The sequence below is a fragment of the Vibrio sp. A1-b2 genome, assembly GCF_021726015.1.
In the GTDB taxonomy this organism is placed as follows: domain Bacteria; phylum Pseudomonadota; class Gammaproteobacteria; order Enterobacterales; family Vibrionaceae; genus Vibrio; species Vibrio diazotrophicus.
This window is the reverse complement of the sequence record NZ_JAKKCI010000006.1, coordinates 166,056-183,361: the sequence shown is the minus strand read 5'-3', so window position 1 is coordinate 183,361 and position 17,306 is coordinate 166,056. Positions and strand designations below refer to the sequence as shown.

Below are 17,306 nucleotides of genomic sequence, written 5' to 3'. Positions count from 1 at the left end.
AGTATCAGCCGCAGCATCCGCTGCGGCTTTTTTATTCGCCTCGAATAAGCGATGGCAAGATAAGGACAAGGCATGACTCCACAAGAACAAGCTATCTACCAAGAATTTATCCTTCAGATGCAGGATTACGGACTGAATGAAAATGAGACTCTAGAGTTATTCGAAGCATCATCGATACTTGAACTGCCGACGCGCCATATTTTGGTCAATCAAGGAGAGCAACCAAGTCATATCTATTTTGTATTTGAAGGCGTGTGTCACGCCAGTTACCTGACATCTCAAGGTGACACTCTAAGTAAAGAGTTCTTCTGGGGACAAGAGTGGATTTTAGATTGTGAAGCTATCACCAAGCTTTCGCCCACGCCTTATTTGTTGGAAACCCTAAGCCCTGTGACTCTCCTTTGTTTACCTATAGAGGTCATTCAGCATTGGCGAGCGATACTGCACCCAATGTACGTAAAGCTACTGGAAGCACAGCTGATCCATAAAGAGAATAAAGAAAGGTTTTCGTTGCTCTATACACCCGAACAACGTTATCAAATCATTGCCCAGCAATTTCCGGATTTGATAGAGCGGCTTAGTGACCATCACCTCGCCGCCTATTTAGGTATTACGCCAGAGGAATTAAGCGACCTAAGCGCTTAATTCGCGTAAAGGAAGGTTACTTAACGAAACGAGCGCGGAACTGACGGCCTTTCATTTTGCCGTTAGACAACTTGCTCAATGCCTTTTTGGCGATACCTTTCTCAACTGCCACATAAGAACGCATGGCAGATAAGTTAATTTTGCCGATATGAGCGGCAGAGAGTTCACCGTCAGATGTCAGGGCACCTAAAATGTCTCCGGCACGCACTTTCTGCTTCTTCCCGCCATCAATCTGGATTGTCACCATAGACGCTTGATACGGAGCTACACCCGATGGCTTCTGCGGCAGAGTTGCAGGTTCGATCGCGATATCCATGTACTCATCAATCTGAGCTACACGGTACATCTCTTTCTCACTGAAGAAGCTAAACGCCAAACCTTTACTTCCTGCGCGGCCAGTACGCCCAATACGATGCACGTGCACTTCTGGGTCACGAGAAAGCTCAAAGTTAAATACCGCATCTAGATTATCTACGTCTAAACCACGAGCCGCCACATCCGTTGCAACCAGAATTGAAATACTCTTGTTAGCAAACTGCACTAGCGCTTGGTCACGTTCACGTTGTTCCATATCGCCATGCAATTCAATCACGCTGAACCCATGGTGATGGAGTTCGTCAGCAACATGCTGAACTTCTCGCTTAGTGTTGCAAAATACAACGGCAGACTCAGGTTGATGTTTCAGCAACAAGGTTTCTAGTGCTTCATCACGCGCTTCACTGCCTTCTACTTTGTAGAAGTACTGCTTAATACTGGAAGTATCGAGAGCAGCTGCCACTTTAATCATCAACGCATCTTTTGTTACGCGCTGAGCTATCTGCTGAATTGATACAGGGTAAGTCGCGCTAAATAATAGCGTCTGACGCTGTGTTGGTGCCTCATCAATAATGGCTTCAAGCGCATCTTGAAATCCCATATCCAGCATACGGTCGGCTTCATCCAGAACTAATGTATTCATCTCACTCAGATCAATACGTCCTTTACCCAAGTGATCGAGTATCCGGCCCGGAGTACCAACCAGTATATGCGCACCGTGCTCTAAAGAACCAATTTGAGGCCCCATAGGCATACCACCACAAAGCGTCAGCACTTTAATATTGTGAATAGCACGAGCAAGGGTACGAATATCCGTTGCCACTTGGTCAGCCAGTTCACGAGTCGGACACAGTACCAATGCCTGAACACGGAAACGTTTTACGTCTAAGTTTGACAAAACACCCAGTCCAAACGCTGCGGTTTTACCAGATCCTGTTTTTCCTTGGCCAATGACATCCTGTCCTTTAAGAATCGCTGGCAACGATTGTGCTTGTATCGGCGTCATTTTTGTAAAGCCGATAGTTTCTAGGTTAGAAAGCAATTCTGGCTTTAGGTTTAAAGCCGAAAATGAAGTATCACTCAAGGGGACGTCCTTTGGTTATACGAAAAATTAAGGCGCCTATTATCAATGTTTTTGTGACAAGCACCAATGAATATTCGATTAATTTCAATTACCGAGCTGGCACATCTGTAATGCTTTCTCCGCTTCTAACTGATAAATTGTCAAACACCAACCATAACAAGGAGTTTGTTGTAGATGCTTACTTGGCAATGCCTTCCATTTTCACAACTAACAACGCAACAACTGTATGAGCTTTTGAAGTTAAGAGTTGATGTCTTCGTCGTAGAACAAAATTGCCCTTATCCTGAGCTGGACAGCAAAGATAATCTTGATGGTGTATTTCATCTTCTGGGTTACGACCACGATGAAATCGTTGCCTGTGCGAGACTGCTAGAAAAAGGCGTCAGTTACCCGAGTATCAGTATCGGACGAGTGGCAACCAAATCGGCAAAACGAGGTTCTGGGTTAGGCCATAAGCTACTGGAAGAAGCATTGTTTCAATGCCAGAAAATATGGCCGAATGAAGAAATAGAAATCGGCGCGCAAGAACATTTGGCGGAATTCTATCAACGACATGGATTTGTCAAAACATCGGATATGTATTTGGAAGATGGGATCCCACATATCGATATGAAACGAGCAGTTATCCCATCTTAGAGAGCAGATGCCGCAGTTAGCTTTATTTACTGCGGCCGAATCCACCTTCAGATAGCTTGAAGAACATTACTGACTGACCATTACGCTCAAGCTGCAATATATCCAGATTGCCATCCTCCGCTAATTTGAAACGGATTAACTGACCTTGTTGGATATGGCTTAACGGCTTGTCTGAGCCTTCAATCTTAACCAGCGAGTTTAAATCACTCATTGGCAGTTCATTAATACGGAAAACCTGAGAAAGCGTATCCCCTTTCTGTACCGTGTATTCGCGCCAAGCGTTCGATTCCAAAGGCGAACTGTTCGATGCTTTCTGTTCGCTTAATCCACGAGTATTGATATCAAGTTCGACACGCTTATTCACGGGTTCAGGAGAATTTGAGCTTGCGTTATCTGGGAATGGAATCAAACCAATAACAAGCACTAGAGGTACCAATACCATCAGTGCTTTTTGGTGAAACTTCGGTAATAGCGACCATAAACGCTTCACATTGTCGAGATAAGCCTGCCAATCAATAGCGTTCCACTTATCCTGAGCCAATGCGATGTAATCTGTCTGCTGCTTTTTCTTATGTCGACGGTTCATTTTTATCCGTTCCTTTACTTCGTAGACTCAGTATAAAAACTCAAGAGCCATGAGTATAGAGCCTCACCTTGTTATCTAATAAAGCTTTACACAATCTTGAAGATTTTTCTTTGGGATCTGCGCTTAGTCACACCTTATATGCAGAAGTCACCTCAACACAACGGTTCAGTTAGAGTTTATCAAACGAATTGGGTTCTGGCGTTTCATCACTAGCTCGAAACTGGTATCCTTTGGACTTTGTTTTATCTTAAAAAGAGTGACATTTATGTCTGAAGTTAAATTTGAAACCGTTGAGCAGAAAGCTAGCTACGGTATCGGTCTACAAATGGGCCAGCAACTAGCAGGTAGTGGCCTTGAAGGTCTAAACGTTGACGCTATTGCTGCTGGTATCGCAACAGCGCTAGTGGGCGACATGCCAGCTATCGAAGTAGACGAAATCAACAAAGCTCTACAAGCGATGCACACTCGTGCAGAAGAAGCTCGCCAAGAAGCGGCTAAAGTAGCGGCAGCTGAAGGCGAAACGTTCCTTCAAGATAACGCGCTACGTTCAGAAGTTACTGTTCTAGATTCAGGTCTACAATACGAAGTGATTACTGAAGGTACTGGTGAAATCCCATCAGCAGACAAATCTGTACGTGTTCACTACCACGGTGAGTTAGTAGACGGTACTGTATTTGACAGCTCTGTATCTCGCGGTCAGCCAGCTGAATTCCCTGTAACTGGCGTAATCAAAGGTTGGGTTGAAGCTCTACAATTGATGCCTGTTGGTTCTAAGTGGAAACTGTACATCCCACACGACCTTGCATATGGCGAGCGTGGCGCAGGTGCAGCGATTCCTCCATTCGCAGCTCTAGTATTCGAAGTAGAACTACTTGCTATTCTGTAATTCAGAATTTTGCGAAATTTGATGATTAAAGCGGCGCTCAGCGTCGCTTTTTTTATCTAGACTTAAGATATTCAACTTTATTCGTCCGTGAGAATCAGAATGAAAAAATCCATCATAGTCACTGTGCTTGCTAGCACCATTTTTACCGCTCCCAGCTACGCATTCTTGAGCAAACTCAGTGAAAGTAACGATCTCTCAAGTATGGTTAGCAGTACTTTATCTCAAACTGAATCTAACTCGGCGTTACTGACCCAAATTACCAGTCAGCTTCCTGTTTCTCAGACGCAAGCAGCCGGTGGTGTTGGTAGCTTATTGGCTCTTGCTCAAAACCAGCTTTCTGACTCTAACAGCTCTGAACTGGAAACCTTATTGCCCGGGCTAAATCAACTGACCAGCCTGTCTGAATCAAGCAGTGCAATAGCCAAAATTGCCGATATGGAAGCGGTGAATAATGTGTTCAATAAACTTGGATTAGATTCGAGTATGGTTTCCCAATTTGCTCCGCTGGTCTTGCAGTACTTAACCAGCCAAGGCGCATCTTCAGATTTGTTGGGTTCACTAAGCTCTTTGTGGCAATAACCCTTCGCACTAGCGCGTCACATAAACACATTTGTGACGCGTTTATTACTGCATAAAAAACAAACACACTTCTTCTTGTCTGTTGCCTAATCTGTGTGCAATTCTTTTATTTTTCCCCAAGGACGAGTAAAAGAGTAATGAGAGACGAGACTTTAGCTATACATTTCGGCTACGAGACCGATCCCACCACTAAATCTGTGGCAACACCTATATATCAAACAGTTGCCTACGAGTTTGATAATGCTCAGCACGGCGCTGACCTGTTTAACCTCGCCGTCGCGGGTAACATCTATACTCGGATCATGAACCCAACTAATGATGTGCTAGAAAAGCGTATGGCTGCATTAGAAGGTGGCATTGCAGGTCTGGCTGTTAGTGCAGGAAGCGCAGCGATTCATTACGCAATTCTAACTTTGGCTCAAGCTGGCGATAATATTGTTTCCACACCGCAACTCTATGGTGGTACTTACACTTTGTTTGCCCACATGTTCCCTAACATGGGCATTGAAGTACGCTTTGCCAAAGATGACCGTCCTGAAAGCCTAGCGGCATTGATTGATGAAAAAACCAAGGCCGTTTATTGTGAATCTATTGGTAACCCAGCAGGTAATATTGTTGATTTAGAACGAGTGGCTGAGCTAGCACACGCGCAAGGGGTTCCAGTTATTGTAGATAACACCGTTGCTTCACCAGCAGTATGTAAACCGATTGAGTTTGGTGCAGATATCGTGGTGCATTCATTAACCAAGTATGTAGGTGGTCATGGCACAACACTTGGTGGAATGATCGTTGATTCAGGTAAGTTTCCTTGGACTGAACACAAAGAACGCTTCCCAACCTTAAACAGCCCTGAACCGTCATATCATGATGTGGTTTATACCGAAGCTTTCGGACCTGCTGCATTTATTGGTCGTGCTCGTACCGTACCACTTCGCAACACCGGTTCTGCCATGTCACCAATGAACGCATTTATGTTAATGCAAGGTTTGGAAACTTTATCACTGCGCATGGAACGTCATTGTGAAAACGCCCTCAAAGTCGCTCAGTATCTGCAAAACCACGACAAAGTGAGTTGGGTGAGCTATGCAGGGTTAGAAGACTCAAAATTCTATCCACTTGCCCAGAAATACATGAAAGGCAAACCTTCCGGAATTTTATCTTTCGGCCTTAAGGATGGATACGACGCCGGTGTTCGCTTTTACGATGCTCTGAATATATTTAAACGTTTAGTGAACATCGGTGATGCAAAATCACTGGCTTGTCATCCTGCCTCAACGACACACCGTCAGCTATCTGAAACAGAGCAGAAACAAGCAGGCGTTTCTCCAGAAATGATTCGTCTGTCGGTGGGTATTGAGCACATTGATGACATTCTTGAAGATTTGGAACAAGCGTTAAACGCTTAACAGAAGTACAGCAAGATAGCCTATATCCCTGTGAAAGCGGGGATACGGTTCATTTACGCAGGCTTGTTTATTCGATTCAGACATTTTCAGCAGTGACAACATCTAAACCTGTAGATGGGAGAATTACGGCTATTCTAGTGCGATTAACGAAGAACAAGCATCTCAAATTTCAGATACAAAAAAACCGAGCATAAATGCTCGGCTTTCTGTTTAGCGAACTTACTGATTACTCAGCAGCAACTTCTGCTTCTGGACGATCTACAAGCTCAATGTAAGCCATTGGAGCTTTATCGCCAGCACGGAAGCCAGCTTTTAGGATACGAGTGTAACCGCCCTGACGAGCAGCAAAACGTGGACCTAGTTCGTTAAATAATTTTGCTACAACTTCGTTATCACGAGTGCGAGCAAATGCAAGACGACGGTTAGCAACGCTGTCAGTCTTAGCTAGTGTAATCAATGGCTCAACTACGCGACGTAGCTCTTTTGCTTTTGGCAATGTAGTCTTGATAACTTCATGACGTACAAGAGAGCTAGCCATATTGCTGAACATCGCTTTACGATGTGAGCTGTTGCGGTTGAGTTGACGACCACTCTTACGATGGCGCATGACCTAATCCTTCTAACTAATATCGATTAATCTTCAGCGATAGACGCTGGCGGCCAGTTTTCTAGGCGCATGCCCAGAGAAAGACCACGTGATGCAAGCACGTCTTTAATCTCAGTAAGAGATTTTTTACCAAGGTTAGGCGTTTTAAGTAGCTCAACCTCAGTGCGCTGTACTAGATCACCGATGTAGTGAATCGCTTCTGCTTTCAGACAGTTAGCAGAGCGAACTGTTAGTTCAAGATCGTCTACAGGACGGAGTAGGATCGGATCGAATTCCGGCTTCTCTTCTTTCTCCTCAGGTACACGTACATCACGTAGATCTACGAACGCATCCAATTGTTCAGCAAGAATAGTTGCTGCACGACGGATTGCTTCCTCAGGTTCTAAAGTTCCGTTTGTTTCCATATCGATAACAAGCTTGTCTAAGTCAGTACGCTGTTCAACACGAGCTGCATCAACCGAATAAGCAATTTTGTCTACTGGGCTGAAAGTCGCATCTACAAGCAAACGACCGATTGGACGCTCATCTTCTTCAGTATGGATACGGGCTGAAGCTGGAACATAACCACGACCACGTTCTACTTTAATACGCATAGCGATTTCAGCATTGCTATCTGTAAGATGGCAAATAACGTGTTCTGGGTTAGCGATCTCTACATCACCATCATGGGTGATGTCACCTGCAACCACAGGGCCCGAGCCTGATTTGTTTAGTGTAATGAACACTTCATCTTTGCCTTCGGCAACGCGAACAGCCAAACCTTTAAGGTTTAGTAGGATCTCAAGAATATCTTCCTGAACGCCTTCTTTAGTGCTGTACTCATGAAGTACGCCTTCAATTTCTACTTCTGTTACGGCACAACCCGGCATAGAAGATAGTAAAATACGGCGAAGTGCATTACCAAGAGTGTGGCCAAAACCACGCTCTAATGGCTCAAGAGTTACTTTTGCGTGTGTCGTGCTGATCTGTTCGATGTCAACAAGACGTGGCTTAAGAAATTCTGTTACAGAACCCTGCATTGTGTCCTCTCTTTAGTTTAAACCTTACTTAGAGTAAAGCTCGACGATCAATTGTTCGTTGATGTCAGCTGATAGATCAGAACGTTCAGGCAAACGCTTGAAAGTACCTTCCATCTTGCTCGCATCTACTTCAATCCAAGTTGGTTTTTCGCGTTGTTCTGCAACTTCTAAAGCAGCAGCGATACGTGATTGCTTTTTAGCTTTTTCACGGATTGTAACAACGTCGTTAGCCGCAACATTGAAAGAAGGAACGTTTACAACTTTACCGTTAACTAGGATAGCTTTGTGGCTAACTAGCTGACGTGCTTCTGCGCGAGTTGCGCCAAAGCCCATGCGGTAAACTACGTTGTCTAGACGACCTTCTAGAAGCTGAAGTAGGTTTTCACCCGTGTTGCCTTTAAGGCGAGCAGCTTCTTTGTAGTAGTTACGGAATTGTTTTTCTAGTACGCCGTAGATACGACGAACTTTTTGCTTCTCACGAAGCTGAACGCCATACTCAGATAGACGACCGCGACGAGCGCCGTGTACACCTGGTGCGTTCTCAATTTTACACTTGGTATCGATCGCGCGTACACCAGACTTAAGAAATAAGTCAGTGCCTTCGCGACGGCTAAGCTTAAGCTTAGGACCCAAATATCTTGCCATGATCTTTCTCCAATGTTCCCAGAAACGTTATACGCGGCGTTTCTTAGGTGGACGACAACCGTTATGAGGGATTGGTGTCGCATCAACGATGTTAGTGATACGGAAACCAGCTGCGTTCAGTGCGCGAACAGTAGATTCACGACCTGGACCAGGACCCTTAACCATAACTTCCAAGTTCTTTAGACCGTATTCTTTAGCCATTTCAGCACAACGTTCTGCAGCAACCTGTGCAGCGAACGGAGTAGACTTACGAGAACCACGGAAACCTGAACCACCTGCAGTAGCCCATGCTAGAGCGTTACCTTGACGGTCAGTAATAGTCACGATTGTGTTGTTGAAAGATGCGTGGATATGCGCTACGCCATCAGCAACTTGCTTGCGTACGCGCTTACGTGCGCGTGTTGGTTGTTTAGCCATTGTACTTACCCTTCCCGATTATTTCTTGATCGGCTTACGCGGACCCTTACGGGTGCGAGCATTGGTTTTAGTACGCTGTCCACGTAGTGGTAGACTGCGACGATGACGAAGACCACGGTAACAACCAAGGTCCATAAGACGCTTGATGTTCATGGAAACTTCACGACGTAGATCACCCTCTACAGTGTATTTAGCTACACCATCACGCAGTTGATCGATCTGCTCTTCAGTTAGTTCACTGATCTTAACATCTTCAGCAATACCCACTTCAGCAAGAATAGCTTGCGAGCGAGTTTTACCGATGCCGTAGATCGCAGTTAATGCGATAACAGCATGCTTTTGATCAGGAATGTTAATGCCTGCTATACGGGCCACTATTCACTCCTAGGTACTTTATATAAAGAATTATCCGCAGCAAAGCCCGTAGAGGATACGCTGCGGCATACTACTTCTTTTGCACGCAAAAGGTAGGCCGAGGAATATACTCGACCAACCTTTAATTTTCAAGTAAAAATTTCTGCTAATTAGCCTTGGCGTTGCTTGTGCTTTGGCTCACTGCAAATCACGCGAACGACACCGTTACGCTTGATAACTTTACAGTTACGGCAGATTTTTTTAACGGAAGCACGAACTTTCATTGCTAAACTCCGTAAATCTGACCTGAAGGTAGTATAGTCGAATTATCGACCGTAGCCTTTCAGGTTCGCTTTTTTCAACACAGACTCATATTGATTGGACATCATATGTGTCTGAACCTGTGCCATAAAGTCCATGATTACAACAACTACGATAAGTAGTGATGTTCCGCCGAAATAGAAACGTACGTTCCATGCGACCATCATGAACTCAGGGATCAGACAGATAAAGGTAATGTATAACGCACCCGCTAAGGTTAAACGTGTCATCACTTTATCGATATATTTCGCTGTCTGTTCTCCTGGGCGGATACCGGGTACGAATGCACCTGACTTCTTCAAGTTATCTGCTGTTTCACGTGGGTTAAATACCAACGCTGTGTAGAAGAAACAGAAGAATATAATCGCTGCAGCATAAAGCATTACATACAGAGGTTGACCTGGGCTAAGAGCCAAAGACACATCAGTTAACCAACCAAATGTGCTGCTCTCACCGTTCTGACCAAACCACTGAGCCAGTGTTCCTGGGAACAGGATAATACTTGATGCAAAAATCGCAGGTATCACACCAGCCATATTAATTTTCAATGGCAAGTGCGTGCTTTGCGCTGCAAAGACTTTACGACCTTGTTGACGTTTCGCATAGTTAACGACGATTCGACGCTGACCACGCTCCATGAAAACAACGAAGTAAATAACAGCAAAAGCAACTACCGCAATCAACAACAGAAGAAGTACATGCAGTTCACCTTGACGCGCTTGCTCGATAGTATGTCCGATTGCTGAAGGCAATCCAGCAACAATACCTGCAAAGATAAGTAACGAAATACCGTTACCAATTCCGCGCTCTGTAATTTGTTCACCTAACCACATCAAAAACATGGTGCCAGTTACTAAACTCACGGTAGCAATTAGGGTAAACATGGTTTGGTCGATAACAACCAGATTGTTGACCATGTTTGGTAGACCTGTTGCGATACCAATAGCTTGGAATGTTGCAAGTACAAGCGTGCCATAACGCGTATATTGGCTAATCTTACGACGGCCTGCTTCACCCTCTTTCTTGAGTTCCGCTAACGCTGGATGAACTACTGTAAGCAATTGAACAACAATAGATGCCGAAATATACGGCATGATGCCCAATGCAAAGATAGATGCACGCGAAAGAGCACCACCGGAGAACATGTTAAACATTTCAACGATGGTACCTTTTTGCTGTTCGAACAAATCGGCAAGTACAGCTGCGTCAATACCAGGAATCGGCACAAAAGAGCCCGCTCGGAATACTAAAAGTGCACCAATTACGAATAATAAGCGCGATTTTAACTCACCCAAGCCGCCCTGAGCACTACGAAAATCTTGTCCTGGTTTCTTAGCCATCTGTACCTCAATCCTCGAGATTATGCCTCGATTTTACCGCCTGCAGCTTCGATTGCAGCTTGCGCGCCTTTAGTTACACGCAGACCTTTTACAGTCACTGCCTTGCTGATCTCGCCAGAAAGAACAACTTTAACAAACTCGATGTTCTTTGTAACAACGTTTGCAGCTTTCAAGCTGTTTAGATCAACCACGTCACCTGTTACTTTCGCTAGCTCAGCTAGACGAACTTCAGCTGTCACTAGGCTCTTACGAGAAGTGAAACCGAATTTTGGTAGACGTTGTTTCAATGGCATCTGACCGCCTTCGAAACCTGGACGAACTTTACCGCCTGAACGCGACTTTTGACCTTTATGGCCACGGCCACCAGTTTTACCTAGGCCTGAACCAATACCACGGCCAACGCGCTTCTTAGAAGGCTTTGAACCCGCAGCTGGTGCTAGAGTATTCAAAAACATTATGATTACTCCTCAACTTTAACCATGTAGTAAACCTTGTTGATCATACCGCGTACACACGGAGTATCTTCAAGTTCTACTGTATGGTTGATTTTACGAAGGCCTAATCCGCGCAAAGTAGCTTTGTGCTTAGGTAGGCGACCAATTGAGCTTTTAGTTTGAGTTACTTTAATAGTTGCCATCGTGTTCTTACTCCGAAATAGATTCAACAGTTAGACCACGCTTAGCAGCAACCATTTCTGGTGACTTAACGCTAGCTAGAGCATCGATCGTTGCACGAACGATGTTGATAGGGTTCGTTGAACCGTATGCTTTAGATAGAACGTTGTGTACACCTGCAACTTCTAGTACTGCACGCATCGCACCACCTGCGATAACACCCGTACCTTCAGCAGCTGGCTGCATGTAAACTTTAGAGCCCGAGTGACGACCTTTCACCGGGTGGTGAAGAGTGCCTTCGTTAAGCGCGATCGTAGTCATGTTACGACGTGCTTTTTCCATTGCTTTTTGAATCGCAGCAGGTACTTCACGAGCTTTGCCGTAACCGAAACCTACACGACCATTACCGTCACCAACTACAGTTAGTGCAGTGAAGCTCATGATTCGACCACCTTTAACCGTTTTAGAAACACGGTTAACAGCGATTAATTTTTCTTGCAAATCATTCGCTTGAACTTGTTGTTCTTTAGCCATCTTCCAACCCTACCTTAGAATTTCAGACCAGCTTCGCGAGCAGATTCTGCTAGCGCCGCTACTCGACCGTGGTATTGGAAACCAGAACGATCAAATGCAACAGCTGTTACGCCTTTTTCAAGAGCGCGCTCAGCAACAGCTTTACCAACTGCCTTAGCTGCATCAACGTTACCAGTGTATTTAACTTGCTCACGGATCGCTTTTTCTACAGTAGATGCTGCTGCGATAACCTCAGAGCCGTTAGCTGCAATCACTTGTGCGTACACGTGACGAGGAGTACGGTGTACTACTAGGCGAGTTGCACCCAGTTCTGCAATCTTACGACGTGCACGTGTAGCACGACGGATGCGAGATGCTTTCTTATCCATAGTGTTACCTTACTTCTTCTTAGCTTCTTTAGTACGCACATTTTCATCTGCGTAACGAATACCTTTACCTTTATAAGGTTCAGGCGCGCGGTAAGAACGAATGTCAGCCGCAACTTGACCAACTACTTGCTTATCGCAACCAGTTAGAACAATTTCAGTTTGGCTTGGACACTCGGCTTTAATACCCACTGGCAACTCGTGCTCAACTGGGTGAGAGAAGCCTAGAGTTAATGCTACAGCGTTGCCTTTCATAGCAGCACGGTAACCAACACCCTTAAGAGTTAGCTTCTTAGTAAAGCCTTCAGTAACACCAACAACCATGTTGTTTACTAGTGCACGAGCAGTACCTGCTTGTGCCCAAGCATTCACGACACCTTCTTTAGGGCCGAATGTTAGGTTGTTTTCAACTTGAGCGATCACAACTGCATCATTAAGAACGCGAGTTAATTCACCCTTAGCGCCCTTTACAGTGATCTCTTGACCGTTCAATTTCACCTCTACGCCAGCTGGAATAGCGACAGGTGCTTTAGCAACACGAGACATGTTCTACTCCTTAATTATGCTACGTAGCAAAGGATTTCGCCGCCTAGACCTGCTTTACGAGCAGCACGGTCAGACATAAGACCCTTTGACGTTGAAACAACAGCAATACCAAGACCACCCATTACAGAAGGTAGTTCGCCTTTCTTCTTGTAAACACGAAGACCAGGACGTGAAACACGTTTGATTTGCTCAATTACTGGTTTAGCTTGGAAATACTTAAGAGTGATTTCTAGCTCAGGTTTTGCTCCGCTTTCTACAGCGAAGTCTGCGATGTAACCTTCAGCTTTAAGTAGTGCAGCAATTGCAACTTTAAGCTTTGAAGAAGGCATTTTTACAGCAACTTTATTTGCTGCCTGACCGTTACGAACACGGGTCAGCATATCCGAAATCGGATCTTGCATGCTCATAGTCTTTACTCCAAATGATTAAGTGGCAATTACCAGCTAGCCTTACGAAGTCCAGGAATCTCGCCTTTCATGCAAGCTTCACGAACTTTGATACGGCTTAGACCGAATTTACGTAGGTAACCGTGTGGGCGACCAGTTTGGTTGCAACGGTTGCGCTGACGTGATGCACTTGAGTCACGTGGAAGAGTTTGCAGTTTAAGAACCGCATTCCAACGATCTTCTTCTGATGCGTTTACATCGCTGATGATAGCTTTAAGCGCTGCACGCTTTTCAGCGAACTGTGCTACTAGCTTCGCACGCTTAGCTTCGCGCGCTTTCATTGAATTTTTAGCCATAACAGTAACCCGTCACCTTACTTGCGGAATGGGAAGTTAAAGGCAGCCAGCAGAGCTCGGCCTTCCTCATCGGTAGCAGCAGACGTCGTGATAGTGATATCAAGACCGCGTACTCGATCGACTTTATCATAGTCGATTTCCGGGAAGATGATTTGCTCGCGAACGCCCATGCTGTAGTTACCGCGACCGTCAAAAGACTTAGCGCTAACACCACGGAAATCTCGTACACGTGGAAGAGCGATAGAAATCAAACGCTCCAGAAAATCCCACATGCGCTCGCCACGCAAGGTTACTTTACAACCAATTGGGTAGCCTTCACGGATTTTGAAACCAGCAACAGATTTACGCGCTTTAGTGATAAGTGGCTTTTGACCAGAGATGGTCGCCATATCAGAAGCTGCGTTTTCTAGTAGTTTCTTATCGTTGATTGCTTCACCAACGCCCATATTGAGGGTGATTTTCTCAATTCTAGGGACTTGCATGACGCTTGTGTAACTGAACTGTTTGGTCAGATCAGCGACTACAGACGACTTGTAGTAATCATGCAGTTTCGCCATAGTAGAACTCCAAATTACTTCTATTAGTTAGAAACGATTTCGTTGTTAGATTTAAAGAAACGAACTTTCTTACCATCTTCGAAACGGAAACCGATACGGTCAGCTTTACCAGTAGCTGCGTTGAAGATTGCCACGTTAGAAACGTCGATCGCTGCTTCTTGCTCTACAACACCACCTTGGATGCCTAGTGCAGGAACAGGTTTCTGGTGTTTCTTAACAAGGTTAATACCTTCTACGATAACTTTACCAGTTGCTAGTACCTTAGTTACTTTACCTTTCTTGCCTTTATCTTTACCAGCAAGAACGATTACTTCGTCATTACGACGGATTTTAGCTGCCATCTTTTTACGTGCTCCTTACAGAACTTCTGGAGCCAGTGAGACAATTTTCATGAATTTCGCAGTACGAAGTTCACGTGTCACTGGACCAAAGATACGTGTACCGATAGGTTGCTCACTGTTGTTGTTTAACAGTACGCAAGCGTTACGGTCGAAGCGAATGACAGAACCGTCTGGACGACGAACGCCTTTACGGGTGCGAACTACCACCGCCTTCAGTACATCACCTTTCTTAACTTTACCGCGAGGAATTGCTTCCTTAACAGTAACTTTAATGATGTCGCCAACGTGGGCGTAACGACGGTGAGAGCCACCCAGAACCTTAATACACATTACGCTGCGAGCGCCTGAGTTATCAGCTGCGTCCAGCATACTTTGCATTTGGATCATGTTAGTGCTCCGCTAAATATTAAAAAACTAGACCCATCTCGGGTCGGGCTGCCTCTTTAAAGGGACGCGAATTGTACCACCCTTTTTTTACATTGGGTAGTCAAAAAATAAACGGCCCCAAAATTATTTTTGGAGCCGTTTATTCAGTCAGAAAAAACTAATTAAATCTTAGCTTTCTCTAGAACTTTAACCAAAGTCCAAGACTTAGTCTTAGACAGTGGACGACACTCTTTGATTTCAACTAAGTCGCCTAGGCCACATTCGTTGTTCTCATCATGTGCGTGTATTTTAGTCGTGCGCTTAACGAATTTACCGTAGATTGGGTGCTTTACGAAACGCTCGATAGCAACAGTGATAGACTTGTCCATCTTGTCGCTAGTAACACGACCTTGTTGGGTACGAATTTTGTCGCTCATTATGCGCCTGCCTTCTCAGTCAAAACAGTTTTCACACGTGCGATATCACGGCGGACAGCTTTCAGAGTATGAGTTTGCTGTAGTTGACCAGTCGCAGCTTGCATACGCAAGTTGAACTGCTCTTTAAGCAACGCTAATAACTCAGTGTTAAGCTCTTCAACGCTCTTTTCGCGTAGATCTTGTGCTTTCATCACATCACCTGCTTAGTTACAAATGTAGTCTTGAATGGCAGTTTACGAGCCGCTAGGCGGAACGCTTCACGTGCCAATTCTTCAGGTACACCATCAACTTCGTACATAACCTTACCAGGTTGGATTTGGGCTACCCAGTACTCAACGTTACCTTTACCCTTACCTTGACGAACTTCAAGTGGTTTTTCAGTGATTGGTTTGTCTGGGAACACACGGATCCAGATTTTACCTTGACGCTTAATGTGACGTGTCATCGCACGACGTGCCGCTTCGATTTGACGAGCAGTTAGGCGACCACGGCCTACAGCTTTCAAACCAAAAGAACCAAAGCTAACTTCAGTACCTTTTGCTAGACCACGGTTACGACCAGTATGAACCTTACGGAACTTAGTACGTTTAGGTTGTAGCATCTGTCGACTCCTTACTTACGGCCTTTACGCGGTTTCTTCGCAGGCTTGTCAGCCTTAGGCTCAACAGCGTTTGCAGCTGGCATACCACCAAGGATTTCGCCCTTGAAGATCCAAACTTTAACGCCGATTACACCGTATGTGGTGTGAGCTGAAGAAGTTGCGTAATCAATGTCAGCACGTAGAGTGTGTAGAGGCACACGGCCTTCACGGTACCACTCAGAACGTGCAATTTCAGCACCGCCTAGACGGCCACTTACTTCCACTTTGATACCTTTAGCGCCTAGACGCATAGCATTTTGTACCGCACGCTTCATAGCACGACGGAACATAACGCGACGCTCTAGTTGAGACGCGATGCTATCAGCCACTAATTGACCGTCTAGCTCAGGCTTGCGTACTTCAGCGATGTTGATTTGCGCTGGTACACCTGCAATTTTAGCTACAGCTGTGCGTAGCTTCTCAACGTCTTCGCCTTTCTTACCGATAACAACGCCAGGACGAGCAGTGTGAATAGTCACACGGATGCTCTTCGCTGGACGCTCGATAACGATACGTGAAAGAGACGCTTTTGACAGTTCTTTAGTTAGGAACTGACGTACCTTGAAGTCGCCGTCTAGGTTGTCAGCGAAATCTTTGGTATTAGCAAACCATGTAGCATTCCAAGGCTTAACGATGCCTAGACGAATACCATTAGGATGTACTTTTTGACCCATTGCTTACTCTCCTAGTCTCTTAGCGATCTGCGACAACCACAGTAATGTGGCTTGAACGCTTCAAGATACGATCCGCACGGCCTTTAGCACGAGGCATAATACGCTTCATGACAGGGCCCTCATCTACGAAGATTTTAGCGACACGTAGATCGTCAATGTCAGCACCTTCGTTATGTTCCGCGTTAGCGATTGCTGACTCAAGAACTTTCTTAACTAGCTCAGCAGCTTTCTTGTTGCTGAATGTTAGAAGTTCTAGAGCTTGGTCAACTTTCTTACCGCGAATTTGATCTGCAACTAAGCGAGCTTTCTGAGGCGAAATGCGAGCAAAGTTATGTTTAGCTAATGCTTCCATCATTTACTCCTTAACGCTTCTTAGCTTTCTTATCCACGACATGGCCGCGGTAAGTGCGAGTTGGTGCAAATTCACCAAGTTTGTGACCGATCATCTCGTCAGTTACGAAAACTGGAACGTGTTGACGACCATTATGGACAGCGATGGTCAAACCGATCATTGTAGGAATGATCATTGAACGACGGGACCAAGTCTTAATAGGCTTTTTGTCTCCGCTTTCCACCGCTTTCTCTACCTTCTTCAGCAAGTGTAGGTCAATAAATGGACCTTTCTTGAGAGAACGTGGCATGGCTTATCC

General features: G+C 45.2%; 30 protein-coding genes. 5 read left to right on the top strand and 25 right to left on the bottom strand.

Translation table 11 applies throughout. The features are described from left to right. Positions 1 to 72: 72 nt before the first annotated feature. Positions 73 to 645, top strand: a complete 573-nt coding sequence (locus L3V23_RS14610) for a Crp/Fnr family transcriptional regulator (RefSeq protein WP_102966298.1) — start codon at positions 73 to 75, stop codon at positions 643 to 645. A gap of 16 nt (positions 646 to 661) precedes the next feature. Here the strand turns inward: L3V23_RS14610 and dbpA are convergent, their stop codons facing one another. After that, the gene (gene dbpA / locus L3V23_RS14605) at positions 662 to 2,044 is read right to left on the bottom strand and encodes an ATP-dependent RNA helicase DbpA (protein WP_102966299.1); all 1,383 of its coding nucleotides are present in this window, start codon (positions 2,042 to 2,044) and stop codon (positions 662 to 664) included. A 174-nt stretch (positions 2,045 to 2,218) separates the two neighbouring features. On the opposite strand from dbpA, the gene L3V23_RS14600 reads away from it, so the two are divergent. After that, positions 2,219 to 2,680 carry a GNAT family N-acetyltransferase gene (locus tag L3V23_RS14600; protein ID WP_102966300.1) on the top strand — a complete coding sequence of 154 codons (462 nt, stop codon included), beginning with the start codon at positions 2,219 to 2,221 and terminating at the stop codon, positions 2,678 to 2,680. A gap of 22 nt (positions 2,681 to 2,702) precedes the next feature. Here the strand turns inward: L3V23_RS14600 and L3V23_RS14595 are convergent, their stop codons facing one another. After that, entirely contained in the window at positions 2,703 to 3,266 is a 564-nt protein-coding gene (locus L3V23_RS14595; protein WP_102966301.1) for a LysM-like peptidoglycan-binding domain-containing protein, read from the bottom strand. A 265-nt stretch (positions 3,267 to 3,531) separates the two neighbouring features. Here L3V23_RS14595 and L3V23_RS14590 point away from each other — a divergent pair, with 265 nt between their 5' ends. From L3V23_RS14590 to L3V23_RS14580, 3 genes are all read left to right on the top strand, one after another. Next, positions 3,532 to 4,152 carry an FKBP-type peptidyl-prolyl cis-trans isomerase gene (locus L3V23_RS14590; RefSeq protein WP_042485236.1) on the top strand — a complete coding sequence of 207 codons (621 nt, stop codon included), beginning with the start codon at positions 3,532 to 3,534 and terminating at the stop codon, positions 4,150 to 4,152. 99 nt (positions 4,153 to 4,251) lie between these two features. After that, positions 4,252 to 4,731, top strand: coding sequence for a DUF2780 domain-containing protein (locus tag L3V23_RS14585; RefSeq protein ID WP_102953991.1), 480 nt, complete (start codon positions 4,252 to 4,254; stop codon positions 4,729 to 4,731). A 137-nt stretch (positions 4,732 to 4,868) separates the two neighbouring features. Beyond that, the gene (locus L3V23_RS14580; protein ID WP_102966302.1) at positions 4,869 to 6,137 is read left to right on the top strand and encodes an O-acetylhomoserine aminocarboxypropyltransferase/cysteine synthase; all 1,269 of its coding nucleotides are present in this window, start codon (positions 4,869 to 4,871) and stop codon (positions 6,135 to 6,137) included. A 226-nt stretch (positions 6,138 to 6,363) separates the two neighbouring features. On the opposite strand, the gene rplQ is transcribed toward L3V23_RS14580, so the two are convergent. The 23 genes from rplQ to rpsS form a co-directional block, all read right to left on the bottom strand. Further along, positions 6,364 to 6,744, bottom strand: coding sequence for a 50S ribosomal protein L17 (gene rplQ, locus L3V23_RS14575; RefSeq protein ID WP_042485229.1), 381 nt, complete (start codon positions 6,742 to 6,744; stop codon positions 6,364 to 6,366). A gap of 26 nt (positions 6,745 to 6,770) precedes the next feature. Beyond that, complete coding sequence (gene rpoA / locus L3V23_RS14570; RefSeq protein WP_102941158.1) at positions 6,771 to 7,763, bottom strand: DNA-directed RNA polymerase subunit alpha; 993 nt, start codon at positions 7,761 to 7,763, stop codon at positions 6,771 to 6,773. Between the two features lie 24 nt (positions 7,764 to 7,787). Continuing rightward, positions 7,788 to 8,408 carry a 30S ribosomal protein S4 gene (gene rpsD, locus L3V23_RS14565; RefSeq protein ID WP_042485224.1) on the bottom strand — a complete coding sequence of 207 codons (621 nt, stop codon included), beginning with the start codon at positions 8,406 to 8,408 and terminating at the stop codon, positions 7,788 to 7,790. Between the two features lie 27 nt (positions 8,409 to 8,435). Continuing rightward, entirely contained in the window at positions 8,436 to 8,825 is a 390-nt protein-coding gene (rpsK, locus tag L3V23_RS14560; RefSeq protein ID WP_001118870.1) for a 30S ribosomal protein S11, read from the bottom strand. 18 nt (positions 8,826 to 8,843) lie between these two features. Then, entirely contained in the window at positions 8,844 to 9,200 is a 357-nt protein-coding gene (gene rpsM / locus L3V23_RS14555) for a 30S ribosomal protein S13 (RefSeq protein WP_005450559.1), read from the bottom strand. 149 nt (positions 9,201 to 9,349) lie between these two features. Then, positions 9,350 to 9,463, bottom strand: coding sequence for a 50S ribosomal protein L36 (gene rpmJ, locus L3V23_RS14550; RefSeq protein ID WP_000868186.1), 114 nt, complete (start codon positions 9,461 to 9,463; stop codon positions 9,350 to 9,352). 42 nt (positions 9,464 to 9,505) lie between these two features. Further along, complete coding sequence (gene secY, locus L3V23_RS14545; protein WP_042485221.1) at positions 9,506 to 10,840, bottom strand: preprotein translocase subunit SecY; 1,335 nt, start codon at positions 10,838 to 10,840, stop codon at positions 9,506 to 9,508. A gap of 20 nt (positions 10,841 to 10,860) precedes the next feature. Then, on the bottom strand, positions 10,861 to 11,295 hold the full coding sequence (gene rplO / locus L3V23_RS14540; RefSeq protein ID WP_042485219.1) for a 50S ribosomal protein L15: 435 nt from the start codon (positions 11,293 to 11,295) through the stop codon (positions 10,861 to 10,863). Between the two features lie 5 nt (positions 11,296 to 11,300). Then, positions 11,301 to 11,477: a 50S ribosomal protein L30 gene (gene rpmD / locus L3V23_RS14535; protein ID WP_000201159.1), complete on the bottom strand. Its 177-nt coding sequence runs from the start codon at positions 11,475 to 11,477 to the stop codon at positions 11,301 to 11,303. Positions 11,478 to 11,484: 7 nt separating this feature from the next. Beyond that, entirely contained in the window at positions 11,485 to 11,988 is a 504-nt protein-coding gene (rpsE, locus tag L3V23_RS14530; RefSeq protein ID WP_004728614.1) for a 30S ribosomal protein S5, read from the bottom strand. Positions 11,989 to 12,002: 14 nt separating this feature from the next. Beyond that, on the bottom strand, positions 12,003 to 12,356 hold the full coding sequence (gene rplR / locus L3V23_RS14525; RefSeq protein WP_005435088.1) for a 50S ribosomal protein L18: 354 nt from the start codon (positions 12,354 to 12,356) through the stop codon (positions 12,003 to 12,005). Positions 12,357 to 12,365: 9 nt separating this feature from the next. Then, the gene (gene rplF / locus L3V23_RS14520; RefSeq protein ID WP_042485213.1) at positions 12,366 to 12,899 is read right to left on the bottom strand and encodes a 50S ribosomal protein L6; all 534 of its coding nucleotides are present in this window, start codon (positions 12,897 to 12,899) and stop codon (positions 12,366 to 12,368) included. Positions 12,900 to 12,913: 14 nt separating this feature from the next. Further along, positions 12,914 to 13,306, bottom strand: a complete 393-nt coding sequence (gene rpsH / locus L3V23_RS14515; protein WP_042485211.1) for a 30S ribosomal protein S8 — start codon at positions 13,304 to 13,306, stop codon at positions 12,914 to 12,916. A gap of 29 nt (positions 13,307 to 13,335) precedes the next feature. Then, entirely contained in the window at positions 13,336 to 13,641 is a 306-nt protein-coding gene (gene rpsN, locus L3V23_RS14510; RefSeq protein ID WP_042485209.1) for a 30S ribosomal protein S14, read from the bottom strand. 17 nt (positions 13,642 to 13,658) lie between these two features. Further along, on the bottom strand, positions 13,659 to 14,198 hold the full coding sequence (rplE, locus tag L3V23_RS14505; RefSeq protein ID WP_042485207.1) for a 50S ribosomal protein L5: 540 nt from the start codon (positions 14,196 to 14,198) through the stop codon (positions 13,659 to 13,661). Positions 14,199 to 14,221: 23 nt separating this feature from the next. After that, positions 14,222 to 14,539: a 50S ribosomal protein L24 gene (rplX, locus tag L3V23_RS14500; protein ID WP_042485205.1), complete on the bottom strand. Its 318-nt coding sequence runs from the start codon at positions 14,537 to 14,539 to the stop codon at positions 14,222 to 14,224. A 15-nt stretch (positions 14,540 to 14,554) separates the two neighbouring features. Then, positions 14,555 to 14,926 carry a 50S ribosomal protein L14 gene (gene rplN, locus L3V23_RS14495; RefSeq protein ID WP_042485201.1) on the bottom strand — a complete coding sequence of 124 codons (372 nt, stop codon included), beginning with the start codon at positions 14,924 to 14,926 and terminating at the stop codon, positions 14,555 to 14,557. A 161-nt stretch (positions 14,927 to 15,087) separates the two neighbouring features. Next, positions 15,088 to 15,342, bottom strand: coding sequence for a 30S ribosomal protein S17 (gene rpsQ, locus L3V23_RS14490; protein WP_042485199.1), 255 nt, complete (start codon positions 15,340 to 15,342; stop codon positions 15,088 to 15,090). Next, positions 15,342 to 15,533 (bottom strand): 50S ribosomal protein L29, encoded by a 192-nt coding sequence (gene rpmC / locus L3V23_RS14485; protein WP_042485196.1) that lies wholly within the window; start codon positions 15,531 to 15,533, stop codon positions 15,342 to 15,344. Before rpmC ends, rpsQ begins: the two co-directional genes overlap by 1 nt. Next, positions 15,533 to 15,943 carry a 50S ribosomal protein L16 gene (gene rplP / locus L3V23_RS14480; RefSeq protein WP_004728605.1) on the bottom strand — a complete coding sequence of 137 codons (411 nt, stop codon included), beginning with the start codon at positions 15,941 to 15,943 and terminating at the stop codon, positions 15,533 to 15,535. Before rplP ends, rpmC begins: the two co-directional genes overlap by 1 nt. A gap of 11 nt (positions 15,944 to 15,954) precedes the next feature. Beyond that, entirely contained in the window at positions 15,955 to 16,656 is a 702-nt protein-coding gene (gene rpsC, locus L3V23_RS14475; RefSeq protein WP_042485192.1) for a 30S ribosomal protein S3, read from the bottom strand. A gap of 19 nt (positions 16,657 to 16,675) precedes the next feature. Next, positions 16,676 to 17,008 carry a 50S ribosomal protein L22 gene (rplV, locus tag L3V23_RS14470; RefSeq protein ID WP_042485189.1) on the bottom strand — a complete coding sequence of 111 codons (333 nt, stop codon included), beginning with the start codon at positions 17,006 to 17,008 and terminating at the stop codon, positions 16,676 to 16,678. Positions 17,009 to 17,018: 10 nt separating this feature from the next. Next, complete coding sequence (gene rpsS / locus L3V23_RS14465) at positions 17,019 to 17,297, bottom strand: 30S ribosomal protein S19 (protein ID WP_042485188.1); 279 nt, start codon at positions 17,295 to 17,297, stop codon at positions 17,019 to 17,021. Between the last annotated feature and the right edge of the window lie 9 nt (positions 17,298 to 17,306).

Excerpts from the sequence above, each read along its gene's own strand:
- L3V23_RS14610 (WP_102966298.1), top strand. The coding sequence starts at position 73 with ATGACTCCACAAGAACAAGCTATCTACCAAGAATTTATCCTTCAGATG.
- L3V23_RS14600 (WP_102966300.1), top strand. The coding sequence starts at position 2,219 with ATGCTTACTTGGCAATGCCTTCCATTTTCACAACTAACAACGCAACAA.
- L3V23_RS14595 (WP_102966301.1), bottom strand. The coding sequence starts at position 3,266 with ATGAACCGTCGACATAAGAAAAAGCAGCAGACAGATTACATCGCATTG.
- L3V23_RS14590 (WP_042485236.1), top strand. The coding sequence starts at position 3,532 with ATGTCTGAAGTTAAATTTGAAACCGTTGAGCAGAAAGCTAGCTACGGT.
- L3V23_RS14585 (WP_102953991.1), top strand. The coding sequence starts at position 4,252 with ATGAAAAAATCCATCATAGTCACTGTGCTTGCTAGCACCATTTTTACC.
- L3V23_RS14580 (WP_102966302.1), top strand. The coding sequence starts at position 4,869 with ATGAGAGACGAGACTTTAGCTATACATTTCGGCTACGAGACCGATCCC.
- rplQ (WP_042485229.1), bottom strand. The coding sequence starts at position 6,744 with ATGCGCCATCGTAAGAGTGGTCGTCAACTCAACCGCAACAGCTCACAT.
- rpoA (WP_102941158.1), bottom strand. The coding sequence starts at position 7,763 with ATGCAGGGTTCTGTAACAGAATTTCTTAAGCCACGTCTTGTTGACATC.
- rpsD (WP_042485224.1), bottom strand. The coding sequence starts at position 8,408 with ATGGCAAGATATTTGGGTCCTAAGCTTAAGCTTAGCCGTCGCGAAGGC.
- rpsK (WP_001118870.1), bottom strand. The coding sequence starts at position 8,825 with ATGGCTAAACAACCAACACGCGCACGTAAGCGCGTACGCAAGCAAGTT.
- rpmJ (WP_000868186.1), bottom strand. The coding sequence starts at position 9,463 with ATGAAAGTTCGTGCTTCCGTTAAAAAAATCTGCCGTAACTGTAAAGTT.
- secY (WP_042485221.1), bottom strand. The coding sequence starts at position 10,840 with ATGGCTAAGAAACCAGGACAAGATTTTCGTAGTGCTCAGGGCGGCTTG.
- rplO (WP_042485219.1), bottom strand. The coding sequence starts at position 11,295 with ATGTTTTTGAATACTCTAGCACCAGCTGCGGGTTCAAAGCCTTCTAAG.
- rpmD (WP_000201159.1), bottom strand. The coding sequence starts at position 11,477 with ATGGCAACTATTAAAGTAACTCAAACTAAAAGCTCAATTGGTCGCCTA.
- rpsE (WP_004728614.1), bottom strand. The coding sequence starts at position 11,988 with ATGGCTAAAGAACAACAAGTTCAAGCGAATGATTTGCAAGAAAAATTA.
- rplR (WP_005435088.1), bottom strand. The coding sequence starts at position 12,356 with ATGGATAAGAAAGCATCTCGCATCCGTCGTGCTACACGTGCACGTCGT.
- rplF (WP_042485213.1), bottom strand. The coding sequence starts at position 12,899 with ATGTCTCGTGTTGCTAAAGCACCTGTCGCTATTCCAGCTGGCGTAGAG.
- rpsH (WP_042485211.1), bottom strand. The coding sequence starts at position 13,306 with ATGAGCATGCAAGATCCGATTTCGGATATGCTGACCCGTGTTCGTAAC.
- rpsN (WP_042485209.1), bottom strand. The coding sequence starts at position 13,641 with ATGGCTAAAAATTCAATGAAAGCGCGCGAAGCTAAGCGTGCGAAGCTA.
- rplE (WP_042485207.1), bottom strand. The coding sequence starts at position 14,198 with ATGGCGAAACTGCATGATTACTACAAGTCGTCTGTAGTCGCTGATCTG.
- rplX (WP_042485205.1), bottom strand. The coding sequence starts at position 14,539 with ATGGCAGCTAAAATCCGTCGTAATGACGAAGTAATCGTTCTTGCTGGT.
- rplN (WP_042485201.1), bottom strand. The coding sequence starts at position 14,926 with ATGATCCAAATGCAAAGTATGCTGGACGCAGCTGATAACTCAGGCGCT.
- rpsQ (WP_042485199.1), bottom strand. The coding sequence starts at position 15,342 with ATGAGCGACAAAATTCGTACCCAACAAGGTCGTGTTACTAGCGACAAG.
- rpmC (WP_042485196.1), bottom strand. The coding sequence starts at position 15,533 with ATGAAAGCACAAGATCTACGCGAAAAGAGCGTTGAAGAGCTTAACACT.
- rplP (WP_004728605.1), bottom strand. The coding sequence starts at position 15,943 with ATGCTACAACCTAAACGTACTAAGTTCCGTAAGGTTCATACTGGTCGT.
- rpsC (WP_042485192.1), bottom strand. The coding sequence starts at position 16,656 with ATGGGTCAAAAAGTACATCCTAATGGTATTCGTCTAGGCATCGTTAAG.
- rplV (WP_042485189.1), bottom strand. The coding sequence starts at position 17,008 with ATGGAAGCATTAGCTAAACATAACTTTGCTCGCATTTCGCCTCAGAAA.
- rpsS (WP_042485188.1), bottom strand. The coding sequence starts at position 17,297 with ATGCCACGTTCTCTCAAGAAAGGTCCATTTATTGACCTACACTTGCTG.